The organism is Paraburkholderia sp. FT54, assembly GCF_031585635.1.
GTDB lineage: Bacteria > Pseudomonadota > Gammaproteobacteria > Burkholderiales > Burkholderiaceae > Paraburkholderia.
The window spans coordinates 38,929-53,222 of the sequence record NZ_CP134196.1; the positions used below are offsets into that span (position 1 = coordinate 38,929).

A 14,294-nucleotide genomic window follows, 5' to 3' on the forward strand; every position below is an offset into this window, starting at 1 on the left:
TATCACGGTTGTTGTTTTTGACGAAAGTGCACAAGTATACAGAGCCGGAGCGCTCAGTCTCCGGTTCGGTAGCAAGTGCGGCTCCCGGAGAGGCTCTTCGGGGCGGAACGCAATCTCGGTATACTGGTCTATCCTGCTGTCGCCGTGAGCTTGCAAGCCCGGCGGTGCTTACTTCTTTCTGGTCCTGTCGAGCGTATGAAACGTTATCTGTCTGCTTTTCTGGCCGCGGCCGTGGTGTCCACAGCGGCATATGCGCAAAGCGCACCCGAAGCGGTGGTAAAAAGTGCTGTCGAGGGCACGGTGGCCGCGATGAAGGCTGACCCGCAGGCGCGCGGCGGCGACATGGCGAAGATCACCCAACTGGTCGAGTCGCGCTTCCTGCCGGCCACCGACTTTCAGCGCACCACGCGGATCGCGGTCGGCAAGGCCTGGACTACCGCGACGCCCGAACAGCAAAAGCAGTTGTACGAGCAGTTTACGCTGCTGCTCACGCGCACTTACGCGGCCTCGCTGTCGCAACTGCGCGATCAGGACGTGAAGTTCAAGTTCTTGCCGGTGAGCGTTCCGGCTGGCGCCAAAGACGTCGTCGTGCAGTCGCACGTACTCAGCAATGGCGGCGACGATGCGATCGACTATCGCATGACCAAGGGCGACGCCGGCTGGAAGGTCTACGACATCAACATGATGGGCGCCTGGCTGATCCAGGTGTACCAGACGCAATTTGCCGATCAGATTTCCAAAGGCGGCATCGACGGGCTGATCAAGTTTCTGACCGCTCACAATGCGCGCAGCGCTGGGTAACGGCTGATGGCCTGGTCTCATGAGGCGTGAGACGTGAAACCCAAGGCATAAAAAAAGCGCGGTGGCTTGATGGCCACCGCGCTTTTTTGTGTCTTCGATCAGGGCCGGTGATAAACCGCCCCCTCGACCGCTTAGTGTGCAGCCGTCGCCGTCTGCACTTTCTTACCTTTGCCAGACACCTTGATCTCTTCCAGCTTGATCTCGACGTGGCGCGAGAAGACATACTCGGCGGGACGCTGCTTATCCAAAGGAATGTCCTTGGTGAACGCGCCCGAGGTCTTCGGACCGCGCAGGCTGACCTTCAGCGCCTTCAGCGGATGCGCCACTGTATCCATCACGGCGGTCGCTTCGAAACCGCAGTGCACCATGCAGTCCGCGCACTTTTCGTAGTTGCCCGTGCCGTACTTGTCCCAGTCCGTGGTTTCCATCAGTTCCTTGAAGGTCTTCACGTAACCTTCGCCGACGAGATAGCACGGCTTTTGCCAGCCGAACACGGTACGGGCCGGGTTGCCCCACGGCGTGCATTCGTACGTCTGATTGCCGGCCAGGAAATCGAGGAACATGCCCGACTGGCTGAACGACCAGTTCTTGCCATTGTTGCCGCGCTTGAAAATCTCGCGGAACAGTTGCTTGGTCTTGTCGCGATTCAGGAAGTGCTGCTGATCCGGCGCGCGTTCGTACGCATAACCCGGCGAGACGGTGATGCCGTCGACGCCCATCGGGCCCAGCGTGTCGAAGAACGCGGCGACGCGTTCCGGCACGGCGTCGTTGAACAACGTGCAGTTGATGTTCACGCGGAAACCGCGGCGCTTCGCTTCCTTGATGGCGGCGACAGCCTTGTCGTATACGCCTTCCTGCGAAACAGAGTGATCGTGTGCCTGCTGATCGCCGTCGAGGTGAACCGACCAGACGAAGTACGGATTCGGCTCGTAGTCGTCCATTTTCTTTTCCATCAGCAGCGCGTTCGTGCACAGGTACACGAATTTCTTGCGCGCCATGATGCCCTTCACGATCTGCGGCATTTCCTTGTGCAGCAGCGGTTCGCCACCTGCGATCGAGACCACCGGTGCATTGCATTCGTCGACGGCTTCAAGGCATTCTTGCAGCGACAGGCGCTGATTCAGGATGGGATCCGGATAGTCGATCTTGCCGCAGCCATTGCAGGCGAGATTGCAGCGGAACAGCGGCTCCAGCATCAAGGCGAGCGGATAGCGTTTATTCCCGGACATATGCTGACGCATGATGTATGCGCCGACCCGGACTTTCTGTAGCAGCGGAATAGACAAGACGTCCTCCTTAAACTTCGCGTGCAGCGAGTGGTTGCATCAGCTTCGATGGCAACTTGAATTCGACTTTTTCTTCACGGCCCGCCATCGTCGTGACATCGACAGGCCCCAATGCGCTCAGCGCATCGATTACGTTTCTGACCATCTCTTCCGGCGCCGAAGCGCCGGCCGTGATGCCGACCGCTTGCACGTTAGCAAACCACTCCGGCTTCACTTCCGAACCGTCGGCGACGAGATAGCTCGCCACGCCGCTTTCGCTGCCGATCTCGCGCAGCCGGTTCGAGTTCGAACTATTGGTTGCGCCCACCACCAGCAGCACGTCGACCTGTTTGCTCAACTCGCGCACCGCCGCCTGGCGGTTTTGCGTGGCGTAGCAGATGTCGCGCGTATCCGGACCGACGATGTCGGTGAAACGGCGCAGCAGCGCGTCGATAATGCCACGCGTGTCGTCCACCGACAGCGTGGTTTGCGTGACATAAGCGAGCGGCGTGTCGAGCGGCAGGTCCAGATGTTCGACCTCGGCCTCGCTCTGCACCAGCAGCACTTTGCCTGGAATCTGGCCGATCGTGCCTTCCACTTCCGGATGCCCGGCGTGGCCGATCAGAATCAGCGTGCGGCCGGCGCTGACGTACTGGCGGCCCTGCACGTGCACTTTGGTGACCAGCGGGCAGGTCGCGTCGAGCACGTCGAGACCCCGCGCTTGCGCGTCACGCTCGACGGTCTGGGCGACACCATGCGCGCTGAAAATCGCCACGGCGCCTTGCGGCACTTCGTCGAGTTCCTCGACGAAGCGCGCGCCTTTCTGGCGCAGATTGTCGACCACGTGCCGATTGTGAACAATCTCGTGGCGGACATACACGGGTGCGCCGTGTTGCTGTAACGCACGATCGACGATCTCGATCGCGCGAACAACGCCCGCACAAAAGCCGCGGGGTTGAGCAAGGATGACTCGCATAAGTTGGCGAACTCCGACTGACGCGGGCTTCGAAGAAGTCGGTAAATATGACTTTATCGCCGCGATCATCTAATTAGTTGACGTCTTGAGCCCCGGCGACGTGCCGGTACAGCAAAACCAAACGCGCATTCTAACGCTATCAGGCCGGCTTTGCTTCGAGGCGCCCGGCGCGTGTTGGGCAGACGCCGCAGCGGCGCAGCCTGGTCCGGCGCCGGCGCCGGCGCCGGCGTAGGCGGTGGTGCGATGCGGCAATGATTACACGCTGCAGCGGTTTAACGGAACCCTTAAACTACGGGGTCCTGCGGCGCGCTGGCGCCCGCGTTACCAATGGGTTTTCGAGGCTCGCTGGATGGACGTTGAACAGTACGAAAATTTTCCGGTCGCGAGCGTGTTGCTGCCAAAGGCGCTGCGCGCGCCTATCGGCACTATCTATCAGGTGGTCCGCACGGCGGCCGATATCGCCGACGAAGGCGACTGGAGCGCAGCCGAGCGCCACGCCCGTCTCGCCGACTTCCGCGCCGGCCTCGACGCGGTGGCGGCGCGGCGCGCGGCGCCGGTCCATCCGCTCCTGTTCGGCAAGCTGGCCGGCGTGGTGGCTCAGTATAAACTGCCGCTCGCGCCGTTCTACGATCTGCTCCACGCGTGCGGTCAGGGCATCGACACCAGTCGTTACGCCGACCGCGCCGCGCTGCTCGACTATTGCCGCCACTCGGCAAATCCGCTTGGGCATCTGATGCTGCATCTGATCGACGCGGCCACGCCGGAGAATCTCGCCGACGCCGACGCGATCTGCACGGCGTCGCAGTTGATCAGCTTCTGGCTGGACGTCTCCGCCGACTGGAAAAAGGACCGCGTGTATCTGCCGCGCGCCGATATGCGGCGCTTCAACGTGACCGAGGCGCACATCGCCAACGGTGTCGCCGATGAAGACTGGCGGGCGCTCATGGCGCACGAGGTGTCGTTCGTCCGCGAGACGCTGGTGCGCGGCGCGCCGCTCGCGTTGCGTATTCCGGGGCGGCTGGGCATCGAATTGTGCGGCGCCGTTCACGGTGGCCTGCGCTTTCTCGAACGAATCGAGAAGGCAGGCTACGACGTGTTTCACGAGCGGCCGGTGCTCAATACGTTTGACTGGTGCGTCGTCGCGGCTCGGGCCGTGGTGATGTGGCTGTCGCGGCGCGTCGGCGTGCAAGCGCGTTCAATCGAGGGTAATGCTTAATGGCGGTGGTTCTGTTTCTTCTTTCGTGTCTATCCCTGCTGATCTGGTGTGTGTTGCTGTTCGCGCGCGGCGGTTTCTGGCGCGCGCGTCCTGCCGCGCCGCTGACCGTCGGGCCGCGCGCAACGTGGCCGGCGGTCGCCGCCGTGGTGCCGGCTCGCAATGAAGTCGACGTGATCGCCGAGGCGGTCACCACGCTGCTTCAGCAGGACTATGCCGGCGAATTCCACGTGATCGTCGTCGACGACCACAGCACCGACGGCACCGCCGACGCCGCTCGCGCGGCCGCGCTGCAGTTGCAATGCCCGGGCCGTCTGACCGTACTGAGCGCGAAGCCGCTGCCGCCGGGCTGGTCCGGCAAGGTGTGGGCGCAATCGCAGGGTATCGAGGCCGTGCGCACGCTCGGCCTGTCCGCGGACTTCCTCTTGCTGACCGACGCCGACATCGGCCATCCCGCCGACGCGGTCGCGCAACTCGTCGCGCGTGCGGACGCGGAACAGCGCGATCTCGTCTCGCTGATGGTGCGTCTGCGCTGCGATTCGTTCTGGGAAAAGGCGCTGATTCCGGCCTTCGTCTTCTTCTTTGCCAAGTTGTACCCGTTCTCGTGGGTCAACAACCCGCGCAATCGCACGGCGGCGGCCGCGGGCGGCTGCATGCTGGTGCGCCGTAGCGCGCTGGAAGAAGCGGGTGGCATCGAGTCGATCCGCGCCGAGTTGATCGACGACTGCAGCCTCGCCGCGCGCATCAAGCATCGCGGCACGGGGCGTCATCCGATCCGGCTGGATGTGGCGGCGCGCAGCGTGTCGCTGCGCCCGTACGACAGCTGGCGTGAGATCTGGAACATGATCGCGCGCACGGCATTCACGCAGCTGCATTACTCGCCGTTGCTGCTGGCGGGCACGCTGGCCGGCATGACGATCATTTACCTGATGCCGCCGGTCGCCGCGCTGGTGCTCGGCCCGACTGGCTGGCCGGCGTGGCTCGGGTGGGCGGCCATGTGCTGCGCTTATGCGCCGATGCTCAGCTACTATCGCCGCTCGCCGTTGTGGGCGCCGTTTCTGCCGCTGGTCGCGTTGTTCTATGTCGGCGCGACGTTTGCGTCGGCCGTGCGCTACTGGCGCGGCAAGGGCGGGCAGTGGAAGGCGCGGGTTCAGGCGCCGGTGCAGGAACGCTGACGCAGCGCTCGGATATCGCAGTGGGATAGAAGAAGCGACGCTCTCGGGCGCCGCTTTTTCACATCAGCCTTTGGTGAGCATCATGTAGAGCTGAATCACCATGTCGGGCGAGAACGTGAACGGTACCCAGCCGTGACCGGTGTGACGCATGACCAGCAAACGGTCGCCGTTCGACTGTTTCTGCACCGCCATGACCGGATTCTTCGTGGACACGAAGCGCCAGCCCGGCGGAATGCCAGGCGGCGGCTCCGGCGTCATCGACGCGCGGGCGTTCGACAGTTCCTCGATCAGTTGGCCGATCTGCTCCGCGCGTAGCGCGACCGTCTGGCCGCCGATCGTCATCGTGATCTCGTTCTGCGCGGGGCGGTTGATTTCGAGCGTGGGCTGAAGCTGCGGAGCCGGCGCCTTGTCTTTGACAACGGCCGCCTCCGTCTCAGCCGCTTCCGCCGTGGATGCGGACGCGATCTGATCCGCCGACGCCTGCGGCGCGGCGTTTTCTGCGGGTGTCTCGGGGATGTGTTCGGCCTGCGGGGCCACGACAGCCTGAATGAGCTGATCGACGCCCATTTCCAGTGCGCCGAGCTGTTCGTGAAGGTTCATGCGAGGTTTCTCTGGTAAGACCCGCGATTTTACCTGCTGCGCGCAGGCTTTTACCTTTTGCTGACACCGTGACGTTGTAACAAAATGCTTGCGGCGGCATCGGCCCGCCCAGCGCAGGCCAGGTCGTTAGCCGCGCTTCATGGCTTCAAATAGCCCGCTTGCCGGAACCAGTCGAGGGCGTCGCTCAAGCCCTCGCGATAGGGGCGCGCGCTATAGCCGAGTTCCCGTTCCGCTTTCGCCGACGTGAAATACATCTTGTTTTTCGACATTTTCAAGCCGTCGACGGTGACGAACGGTTCGCGTTTCGTGATCTTGGCGACCGCTTCCGCGCCCATGGCCAGCGGATAGAGCGGCCAGCGCGGCAGGCTCAGCGTCGGCGCCTTGCGGCCGGTCAGCGCCGCGATATCCGCGAGCATCTGCTGAAGCGGCAGATTTTCGCCGCCGAGAATATAGCGCTCGCCGATCTTGCCGCGTTCGAGTGCGAGAAAATGGCCGGCCGCGACGTCGTCCACGTGCACGAGATTCAGGCCCGTGTCGACGAACGCGGGAATCTTGCCGAGTGCCGCTTCCACGATGATGCGTCCGGTCGGCGTCGGCTTGACGTCGCGCGGTCCGATCGGCGTGGACGGATTGACGATCACCGCCGGCAGGCCGTCTTCGGCGATCATCCGCTCCACCGCGCGCTCGGCCAGCACCTTGCTGCGCTTGTACACGCCGATCGCCTGATCGGCTTTGAGTGGCGAAGTTTCATCGGCGGACTGGCCGGAACTGGTCACTTTCAGCGTGGCCACGCTGCTGGTGTAGACAATGCGCTCGACGCCTTCCTTCAACGCCGCGCGCATGGTCGCCTCGGTGCCTTCGAGGTTCGAGCGCTCGATCTCGGTCGGGTCCGGCGCCCACAGGCGATAGTCGGCGGCCACATGCAGCAGATAGCGCACGCCGTGCAGCGCGTTGCGCATCGACGCTTCGTCGCGCATATCGCCGATCACGATTTCCGCGTCCAGCGACTCGACGTTCTGCCGCGGACTGGTGGCGCGCACCAGCACGCGCACTCTGAAACCCTTCTGTTGCGCGATGCGCGCCACCGACGAGCCGACAAAGCCGGAAGCGCCGGTGACGAGCACGAGATCGCGATTCTGTTCGGTCATTCTGTTTCCATTCCCTGCATGACAGTCGACGGATTGTACGTGGCGTGCGGGCCGTGTGTCGTGCGGACGGTTTCAAGGAGGCGCGGTCGAGATCGCGCGTTGCCGAGCAAGCTCGCCGCGACACGACTAGAATGCCGGCTTGAAAGATTGCGAAGAGAGGACGGCATGGCCCCGGATCTGGATCAGCGGATCGAAACGTATTACGTGCGCGTGCGCGGCACCGTGCAAGGCGTCGGCTTTCGCCACGCGACCGTGCGGCAGGCTCACGCGCTCGGTATCAAGGGATGGGTGGCGAATCTCGATGACGGTTCCGTCGAAGCCATGTTGCAGGGCTCGGCTAACCAGGTGGACCGCATGTTGTCGTGGCTGCGGCACGGGCCGCCGGCGGCGCGCGTGACCGAGGTAGCCGGCGAAGAGCGCGCCACCGAAAAGCGCTACGAGCGTTTCGAACAGCACTGAGCGGCTGCACGGAGAACAGGCAAAACACACCAAACAAAAGGCAGCGCGCCATCATGCACGATGGCGCGCCGCCTTGCCGTGTTCGCGCTTCAGTCAGCGGCCGGGCGCGCTCAACGCGCCAGCAGCAGGCTCTCCGCAAAGCCCCATTCTTCCTCGACCCATTGATGGCTGCACACGAAGCCGGCGTCGCCGGCAATCGCGGGCATCTCTTCCGCGCGATATTTGTGGCTGCTCTCGGTCCAGATCGTTTCGCCCGCCTTGAGCGATATCGTCAGCTTCGCCGCGCCCACGCGCGCGGTGATATCGCGCTTCGCCCGCAGATGCATTTCGATGCTGCGCGCGTCAGGGTTGAAGCGCGCGACGTGTTCGAACGCCTCGAGCGGAAAGTCGCCGTCGAGTTCGCGATTGATGCGCGCGAGCAGGTTCAGATTGAACGACGCGGTGACGCCGATCGAGTCGTCGTAGGCGGCCACCAATACGGGAGTCGGCTTGATCAGATCCGTGCCGAGCAGCAACGCATCGCCGGGAGCGAGCATGTTGCGGATATCGCGCAGGAAACGCGTCGCCGCCAGTCTGCCGAAATTACCGATCGTACTGCCAAGAAACAGTACGAGTAACCGTTCGTCCGCAGCGCGCTGCTTGCTGACTTCAGCGAGGCCGGCCAGATAATCGCGTTCGTAACCCACAATCGAAATCCGCTCGATGTCGCCGAGTTCGCGCCTGCACAACTGCAACGCACTGCGCGAAATTTCAATCGGGCAGTAAGAAGTGGGGCGCTTTTTACACAGCGCTTCCAGAATGCGCCGTGTTTTACGGCCGCTGCCGCTGCCGAGTTCGGCGACCGTCACGTCATGCGGCAGGTGCGCGACGATATCCGCGGCGTGCCTGGCGAGCAGGCGCTCCTCGGCGCGCGTCACGCCGTATTCCGGTAGCACGGTAATCACTTCGAACAGCGCGGAGCCCACTTCGTCATAGAGGTACTTCGAGGGCAGTTCTTTCTGCGGCGTATGGGTGAGGCCGGCGCGAACGTCGGCGGCAAAGGCGGAGCGTAGGTCGGGCGATGCGTCGTGCGATAGGGCTGGCTGGGTCATGCTGGCTCCAGTAGTCACATTCGATGAGCGGGATTGCTGCCGGGCGTCGGCACGCGCGATGAAACGTAGTTGAGGCGTGCCGCGAAGAAGAAGGGCGGGCTCGGTCCGTAGGACTGCCATCGCCGGCCCGGCTCATGGATGCTGCACATGCTGTCCCCCGAGGGGACTTCCTGCGGGGCGCTGCGAACGACAAGGCAAACAGCGTCGCAAGGCTAAGTAGCAAGATTCGCGCTTGAGCCGTTTTGCGCGAGGTGGTGTGCGACCTTGCCTGGGAGAAGCCTGGCTCCTTTGGCCGCACGTGAAGTTATGTTCTAGTGCATCGACGCGCGATGCGCACGGAATAATTGCAGCCTGCTGACGAAAGCGCGCGGAACCTACGCTGAGCCGCGAACAGATAACCCGTCTAGAATGCCGGCTCTGCGTCGCTTACTGAAGACGAAAACGCAGCGCCGGATGCGCGCTGCACGCTTGTGAGACCTCACTTCCAATGACAACACCGAACGCCGCGCGACTCAATGCTGCGCTGCAAACACATCTGCCCGCACACGCGGCTGTATCGCATATCGAAGCGGTTGCGCAACGGGGCGCTCGATGAACCAGTATGACCCGAAGCGCGGGATCGCATTGTCGGTGTGCGCGTCCGCGATGTTTGCATTACTGTCCGCTTACGCCACACTGCTCGCGCCGCTGAGCGGCCTCGATATTTTCGCCTGGCGCATCATATGGACGGTCCCGGGCGCGCTGTTGCTCGTGGCGTTGCGAAAGCGCCTGCCCATTCTCCGGCGACTTCTTTACCGCATGGTGACCGAGCCGAAGCTCGGCGTGGCGATGATCGTGAGCGCGGCCTTGCTCGGCGCGCAATTGTGGGTATTTCTCTGGGCGCCGCTGCATGGCCGGATGCTCGACGTCTCCCTCGGCTATTTCCTGCTGCCGCTAGTGATGGTGCTCGTCGGGCGCTTCTACTACCACGAACGTATCGACGGTTTGCAGTGGTTGGCAGTTGCATGCGCGGCTGCCGGCGTCGGCCATGAACTTTGGGTGACGGGCGCCTTTTCGTGGCCGACCTTGCTGGTCGCACTCGGCTATCCGCCGTATTTCGTGCTGCGCCGCAAAATCAATCAGGACTCGCTCGCGATGTTCACTGTGGAAATGGCGCTGCTGCTGCCACCGGCGATATTGTTCGTGATCAGCGGCGGGTCGCTGGCGATGATCTCAGGCCGTCTCGACATGTGGTGTCTATTGCTGCCTGGCCTCGGCGCGCTGAGCACCATTGCGCTGGCGTCGTATCTCAAGGCGAGCCGGTTGTTGCCGGTCGCATTGTTCGGCATTCTCGGCTATGTCGAGCCGGTGTTGCTCGTGCTGATCTCGATCACGTTGCTCGGCGAAACGCTGAGCGCCGCGCAGTTGGCCACCTACGGTCCAATCTGGATTGCCGTCGCGTTGACGGCATTGCATAGCGTGCGCCTTGTGCGCCTCGCGCCGAACTGACTTGGGCTGAGTTGCATCGAGCGTGCGGGCCGTGAATGGGGCGGCGCGCTTGAGCGATGCGCCTAGCGATGTGCCGCTGTCTGGTCCGCATTGATCCGCGTCGGACCGACCTGCGCCTCGATCGCTTCGCGCAGCGCAGGCCGCCAGCCGAAGCCGAACAACGCTTCGGCCAGCACGAACACTGGTCCGATCAGCAGGCCGATTACATCGTCGACGAAGGCCGGCTTGCGATGTTCGTAGGCAATGTGTCCGATGAACTGAAACACCCAGCCGACCAGAAAGAGTCCGACGCCGATCACGAGCCACGCGAATGTGGATTGCGCCGCCGCCCACTGGCCGAACGCGACGCAGAGTGCGGACACGAACGCCATCATCACGCCGAGCGGCACGTCCAGCACCAGGTAGTAGAGCGTGGCCGCGAAGAATACTACCCACGCCGGCGATAGCGTCCATGGCAGTGCGCCGACCGCGAAAGCGGGCCGGCTCAACAGCACCGCCAACGCCAGCACGATCATCGGAATGCCGATGAAGTGCGTGGCGATATTGCGCCGGTCACGATGGTAGGCCGCGTACTGCGTAAGCTGTTGCGTCAGCGTTCTCATGGATGCCGCTCCTGGATCAAAGCCAGCATAATCGCGGTCAGCGGAATTTGAAACCATCGGGTAGCCGACAATCGGGCACGAGTGCCGTTTTATGACTGCGAGTTTGCCATCGAACGAGCTTGCCGCGTTGCTTGTGCGCAGCGCGCGGTTTCGCTCGGCGCCAGCTGCCATGCGGGCGCAGTCGATCGAAGCGGGATGTGCCGAACGGCTCGCTGCGGGTCAGAGGATTTTCAAATGCGGCGATTCCGACGACAGCCTCTATTGTGAGTTCGATGGGCTCGAAACGATCAACCAGGTGTTGAAGCGGTTGGAAACGCAAGGCGCGCTGAAGCCCGGTTATGCCGAAATCGAAATCACCGATATGCACAAGCTGGACGCTTTGGCGGAGTTGAATCCTGTTGCAGATTGATGGCTGTGTTGTGCCTTTGCCTGCTCACGAGAAGAATGCGAATGGCAGCGTGGCGGCCAGATAGACCGCAATGCCCATCGAGGGCAAGCCCACCGCAATAGCGATGGCCGCGATGGCACCGCTCGCGACGGTCAGCGAGAGCGTGCGCTGGCGAGCCTTCTTCCGCCCGGCAAGCGATGCGCGGTGCAGCGTATCGCTGTTCTCATCTAACGATGCGACAGCGTTCTGGCGGATGTTCAAACTGGACATGATGACTTTCCGGTGATCGATCATCGGAGTCTGCCATTCCTGCCATATTGAACGGCTCAATAACGCGTCGCGCGGCGCAAAAGAGATATAAACGGCCGCTGCGAACCACGCGCACGCGCCGCATCTTTATAAGCATTTTACGGCGCGGCGCCGTTTCTTTTGCGATTCGCTACACCCAGCCCGGTAAGGTCGAGACACCCCGGTCAGGAAGCGAAAATATGCTTGGAAATAGCGCTCTGGATGGTGTGCCAGTACCACGAAAAGCGGACCGTTATCCGGCATCCGGCTTGGCGATCATCCTTGCAGCGATCTTTGTCTCGTTCGCCGGTGCCGCGCGTGCGGCTGACGCTCAGTCCGTTGCACAAGCATCCATCGTGGCGAGCGAGGCGACTTCAGAAACCAGCTTGCCGACACTCAGCGATATCACCGCCGTGCTGCGCGCGCAATTTCGCGTGGCGCCGACGGAATCGCTGAAGATCGCGCGCGCGGTGCTGATCGAAGCCGATCGTCACGCCGTCTCGCCCGTCTTGCTGCTTGCGGTGATGGCGGTTGAATCGGGCTTCGATCGGCATGCGGTGAGTGTCGCGGGCGCGCGAGGGCTCATGCAGATTTTGCCCGCCGCGCATCCGCAATTGATCGCGACGGCGACCGATCTGTCCGATCCGGCAATCAACGTGCGGATCGGCTCGACCATTCTGCGCCGCTACCTCGACGAGAGCGGCGGCGATCTCGATACCGCCTTGCTTCGCTACAGCGGCGGCGGGCGCGGCTATGCGCGGCGTGTCGCGCTGAGTATGCAGCGTTTCGACGCAAGCCTGCGCCGCGAATGAAGTACTCATTCGCGGCGCAGTGAGAAGAGACCGAACAGGATTCGCTAGTTCATCACGCCGGCATACTCGGCGCGCAAATCCTGCAGCCTGTCGCGCGCGGTGCTCAGACGTTCGACGAGTTGCGCCGAAGCGCGCGAGATCGGCATGCGCGTCTCGTCGCTGAGCGAATGATCGAAGGCCAGCATGGCTTTGATCGCGGACGGATTCGGCGCGGCGAACAGGAGCCGCAGAACCGGCAGCAGGCAGGCGAACAGGTTGCGCGCGTCCACATCGCGTTCAGCCCTGAGCAGGTCCTGGAACGTGACCAGCAGGTCGGCGCAGACATGTGCACTGGCGAGAATGCCGCCTGTTCCGCCGTGATGCAGACAATCGTCCAGGGCTTCGTCCGTGCCGCACAGGACGTTGATCGGCAGGGCGCTCAACTTGGCGAAATGCTCCTTCACGCACTCCTTGATCGCGACGATGTTGCCGCACTCGACGAGCCGCGCGACCGTATCCGGCGCGATCGTCACGCCGGTTCGGTGCGGCACGTTATAGAGGACGATGGGACGCTCGGTCGCGAGCGCGGCCTGCTCGAAGTGCCACTGCACGCCGGCTTGGTCCGGACACACGTATGACGGCGCGGAGACCAGATAACCCGCGCACTCCCAACGCTCATAGCGCTGAATATCGCGCAGAACGTCGCGCGTATTCGATCCGCCGACGCCGATCAGCATCGGCAGACGGGAGCCGGTCACTTCGGTCAGCGCCTGCAAAACGGTGAGGCGCTCCGCTTCCTCCAGCAAGGCGGCTTCGCCCGTCGTGCTCAACGCGACGATACCGCTGATCTCCGTGCGCAAGTAGTATTCCGCGAGACGCTGCAATGAGTCGATATCGACTTCGCCGTTACGCAGCGGTGTAACGATGGGCAACCAGATACCTGAGAACATGATTAGCGCGCCTTTGCGGCCGCGCTGCGGCGCTTCAATGGTCCGATCGTCGCGGCGGGAAGTGTTGCGATCAGTGTGTGGAGTGTGAAGTCGAGGTCGTCGAAGGCAATGTCGAGTTGCACGCGGATTTCCTGACGGACCGCTTCCGTGGCGACGACATAGACACCGAGAGGAGAATGAAGCAGGACGCGAAGTTGAGTGCCGGGAAGTTCGCACGATCGGTGAGGCAGTGTCACCTGCAAGCGGACTCGCCCCGCGGGAAAGGGAATGACGTTGTTGCGTTGAACGTGCGATTCGTTGAGCGGCTGAGTGGCGAAGCTGTCGATTGATTGTGTGAGAGCCATGTGATGCGGCGTTCGTCGACGCCATGGTTGATCAAGACAGTTCGAGATTAGACGTCTGCGGGTAAACGCGGTGCAAAAATTGGGGTGTTCGTTGGAAAAATCATACGGGCTTGCTTGAAAGTGCAGGTGCTCGACGCGAGACGACACGCGCAAGAAAAAAGGCGAGTCATACGACTCGCCCTCCCTGAACGGCACAGTTCGGCTTCGATTACCTACACATGCCTGGCCGGTGCGTGCCGAAACCGATCACGTGTTATTGCGTTTTCGTCGTGTCGGTCTTTGCGCCGTCGGCTTTCACCGGGGCATTGCTGGCCTCTTTCGCGCTCTCCGTTTTAGTCTTGGCGGCGCTTGTTTCTGCAGCGCTCTTCTTGGTGATCTTGTGGGCCTTTGCCGTCTGATGGGCGGAAGTCTTCTTCACTTGCGCTTTGGTCGTGGCTTTGGCGGGCGCTTTCGCCGCCGCGGTGCTTTCGTTCGCGGCGCCCGTTTGCACGGCGGTGCTCGCCTTCAGGTTCGCCTGGCCGGCGGGCTGCGTTTGCGCGGGCTGTGCGGATTGCGTCGTGGACGGCGCGGCCGTTTGAGCGAAAGCGGTCGATACGAGCAGAGCGGAAGCGAGAGCGGCGAAAAGCGTCTTCATGGTTTGACTCCTGGTTTTACCGGTTGATTCTTGTGTCGCGGCTGAAATGTTTCAGCGCTGCCGGTTTAACGTTGGCGGGAA

Annotated in this window: 17 protein-coding genes; 7 read left to right on the top strand and 10 right to left on the bottom strand. The window is 62.7% G+C overall.

Features of this window, described 5'->3' with window-relative positions; genetic code table 11:
• The first annotated feature begins 195 nt into the window (after positions 1-195).
• The gene (locus RI103_RS19460; RefSeq protein WP_310816962.1) at positions 196-801 is read left to right on the top strand and encodes an ABC transporter substrate-binding protein; all 606 of its coding nucleotides are present in this window, start codon (positions 196-198) and stop codon (positions 799-801) included.
• 131 nt (positions 802-932) lie between these two features.
• On the opposite strand, the gene hpnH is transcribed toward RI103_RS19460, so the two are convergent.
• Together hpnH and ispH are read right to left on the bottom strand one after the other, a co-directional pair.
• Complete coding sequence (gene hpnH / locus RI103_RS19465) at positions 933-2,087, bottom strand: adenosyl-hopene transferase HpnH (protein WP_310816963.1); 1,155 nt, start codon at positions 2,085-2,087, stop codon at positions 933-935.
• A gap of 10 nt (positions 2,088-2,097) precedes the next feature.
• Entirely contained in the window at positions 2,098-3,042 is a 945-nt protein-coding gene (gene ispH / locus RI103_RS19470; protein WP_310816964.1) for a 4-hydroxy-3-methylbut-2-enyl diphosphate reductase, read from the bottom strand.
• Between the two features lie 349 nt (positions 3,043-3,391).
• Here ispH and hpnC point away from each other — a divergent pair, with 349 nt between their 5' ends.
• Both hpnC and RI103_RS19480 read left to right on the top strand, forming a co-directional pair.
• Positions 3,392-4,258, top strand: coding sequence for a squalene synthase HpnC (hpnC, locus tag RI103_RS19475; protein WP_310816965.1), 867 nt, complete (start codon positions 3,392-3,394; stop codon positions 4,256-4,258).
• A complete protein-coding gene (locus RI103_RS19480; protein ID WP_310816966.1) occupies positions 4,258-5,430 on the top strand; it encodes a glycosyltransferase in 1,173 nt (390 codons plus the stop codon). Before hpnC ends, RI103_RS19480 begins: the two co-directional genes overlap by 1 nt.
• Positions 5,431-5,493: 63 nt before the next feature.
• Here RI103_RS19480 and RI103_RS19485 read toward each other — a convergent pair whose 3' ends face one another.
• Together RI103_RS19485 and hpnA are read right to left on the bottom strand one after the other, a co-directional pair.
• Complete coding sequence (locus RI103_RS19485) at positions 5,494-6,030, bottom strand: hypothetical protein (protein WP_310816967.1); 537 nt, start codon at positions 6,028-6,030, stop codon at positions 5,494-5,496.
• A 137-nt stretch (positions 6,031-6,167) separates the two neighbouring features.
• The gene (gene hpnA, locus RI103_RS19490) at positions 6,168-7,178 is read right to left on the bottom strand and encodes a hopanoid-associated sugar epimerase (RefSeq protein WP_310816968.1); all 1,011 of its coding nucleotides are present in this window, start codon (positions 7,176-7,178) and stop codon (positions 6,168-6,170) included.
• A gap of 165 nt (positions 7,179-7,343) precedes the next feature.
• Between hpnA and RI103_RS19495 the strand changes: the two genes are divergently transcribed.
• Entirely contained in the window at positions 7,344-7,637 is a 294-nt protein-coding gene (locus tag RI103_RS19495; protein WP_012428825.1) for an acylphosphatase, read from the top strand.
• A 110-nt stretch (positions 7,638-7,747) separates the two neighbouring features.
• Here RI103_RS19495 and egtD read toward each other — a convergent pair whose 3' ends face one another.
• A complete protein-coding gene (egtD, locus tag RI103_RS19500) occupies positions 7,748-8,728 on the bottom strand; it encodes an L-histidine N(alpha)-methyltransferase (RefSeq protein ID WP_310816970.1) in 981 nt (326 codons plus the stop codon).
• 591 nt (positions 8,729-9,319) lie between these two features.
• Here egtD and rarD point away from each other — a divergent pair.
• On the top strand, positions 9,320-10,216 hold the full coding sequence (gene rarD / locus RI103_RS19505; RefSeq protein WP_310816972.1) for an EamA family transporter RarD: 897 nt from the start codon (positions 9,320-9,322) through the stop codon (positions 10,214-10,216).
• A gap of 62 nt (positions 10,217-10,278) precedes the next feature.
• On the opposite strand, the gene RI103_RS19510 is transcribed toward rarD, so the two are convergent.
• Complete coding sequence (locus RI103_RS19510) at positions 10,279-10,818, bottom strand: Mpo1-like protein (protein WP_310816973.1); 540 nt, start codon at positions 10,816-10,818, stop codon at positions 10,279-10,281.
• Between the two features lie 91 nt (positions 10,819-10,909).
• Here RI103_RS19510 and RI103_RS19515 point away from each other — a divergent pair, with 91 nt between their 5' ends.
• Entirely contained in the window at positions 10,910-11,227 is a 318-nt protein-coding gene (locus RI103_RS19515; protein WP_310816974.1) for a hypothetical protein, read from the top strand.
• A gap of 24 nt (positions 11,228-11,251) precedes the next feature.
• Here RI103_RS19515 and RI103_RS19520 read toward each other — a convergent pair whose 3' ends face one another.
• Positions 11,252-11,476, bottom strand: coding sequence for a hypothetical protein (locus RI103_RS19520; protein WP_310816975.1), 225 nt, complete (start codon positions 11,474-11,476; stop codon positions 11,252-11,254).
• A gap of 287 nt (positions 11,477-11,763) precedes the next feature.
• On the opposite strand from RI103_RS19520, the gene RI103_RS19525 reads away from it, so the two are divergent.
• Positions 11,764-12,306 (top strand): lytic transglycosylase domain-containing protein, encoded by a 543-nt coding sequence (locus tag RI103_RS19525; protein ID WP_310816976.1) that lies wholly within the window; start codon positions 11,764-11,766, stop codon positions 12,304-12,306.
• A 44-nt stretch (positions 12,307-12,350) separates the two neighbouring features.
• Here the strand turns inward: RI103_RS19525 and RI103_RS19530 are convergent, their stop codons facing one another.
• The 3 genes from RI103_RS19530 to RI103_RS19540 all read right to left on the bottom strand — a co-directional run bounded on the left by RI103_RS19530 (position 12,351) and on the right by RI103_RS19540 (position 14,213).
• Positions 12,351-13,235, bottom strand: coding sequence for a 4-hydroxy-tetrahydrodipicolinate synthase (locus tag RI103_RS19530; RefSeq protein ID WP_310816977.1), 885 nt, complete (start codon positions 13,233-13,235; stop codon positions 12,351-12,353).
• 2 nt (positions 13,236-13,237) lie between these two features.
• Positions 13,238-13,579, bottom strand: coding sequence for a hypothetical protein (locus tag RI103_RS19535; protein WP_310816979.1), 342 nt, complete (start codon positions 13,577-13,579; stop codon positions 13,238-13,240).
• 253 nt (positions 13,580-13,832) lie between these two features.
• Positions 13,833-14,213 carry a hypothetical protein gene (locus tag RI103_RS19540; protein ID WP_310816980.1) on the bottom strand — a complete coding sequence of 127 codons (381 nt, stop codon included), beginning with the start codon at positions 14,211-14,213 and terminating at the stop codon, positions 13,833-13,835.
• Positions 14,214-14,294: the final 81 nt, after the last annotated feature.

Coding starts and splice junctions, on each gene's coding strand:
- RI103_RS19515 (WP_310816974.1), top strand. CDS start 10,910: ATGACTGCGAGTTTGCCATCGAACGAGCTTGCCGCGTTGCTTGTGCGC.
- RI103_RS19535 (WP_310816979.1), bottom strand. CDS start 13,579: ATGGCTCTCACACAATCAATCGACAGCTTCGCCACTCAGCCGCTCAAC.
- RI103_RS19540 (WP_310816980.1), bottom strand. CDS start 14,213: ATGAAGACGCTTTTCGCCGCTCTCGCTTCCGCTCTGCTCGTATCGACC.
- RI103_RS19485 (WP_310816967.1), bottom strand. CDS start 6,030: ATGAACCTTCACGAACAGCTCGGCGCACTGGAAATGGGCGTCGATCAG.
- RI103_RS19520 (WP_310816975.1), bottom strand. CDS start 11,476: ATGTCCAGTTTGAACATCCGCCAGAACGCTGTCGCATCGTTAGATGAG.
- hpnC (WP_310816965.1), top strand. CDS start 3,392: ATGGACGTTGAACAGTACGAAAATTTTCCGGTCGCGAGCGTGTTGCTG.
- RI103_RS19495 (WP_012428825.1), top strand. CDS start 7,344: ATGGCCCCGGATCTGGATCAGCGGATCGAAACGTATTACGTGCGCGTG.
- RI103_RS19460 (WP_310816962.1), top strand. CDS start 196: ATGAAACGTTATCTGTCTGCTTTTCTGGCCGCGGCCGTGGTGTCCACA.
- RI103_RS19480 (WP_310816966.1), top strand. CDS start 4,258: ATGGCGGTGGTTCTGTTTCTTCTTTCGTGTCTATCCCTGCTGATCTGG.
- hpnA (WP_310816968.1), bottom strand. CDS start 7,178: ATGACCGAACAGAATCGCGATCTCGTGCTCGTCACCGGCGCTTCCGGC.
- rarD (WP_310816972.1), top strand. CDS start 9,320: ATGAACCAGTATGACCCGAAGCGCGGGATCGCATTGTCGGTGTGCGCG.
- RI103_RS19530 (WP_310816977.1), bottom strand. CDS start 13,235: ATGTTCTCAGGTATCTGGTTGCCCATCGTTACACCGCTGCGTAACGGC.
- egtD (WP_310816970.1), bottom strand. CDS start 8,728: ATGACCCAGCCAGCCCTATCGCACGACGCATCGCCCGACCTACGCTCC.
- RI103_RS19510 (WP_310816973.1), bottom strand. CDS start 10,818: ATGAGAACGCTGACGCAACAGCTTACGCAGTACGCGGCCTACCATCGT.
- ispH (WP_310816964.1), bottom strand. CDS start 3,042: ATGCGAGTCATCCTTGCTCAACCCCGCGGCTTTTGTGCGGGCGTTGTT.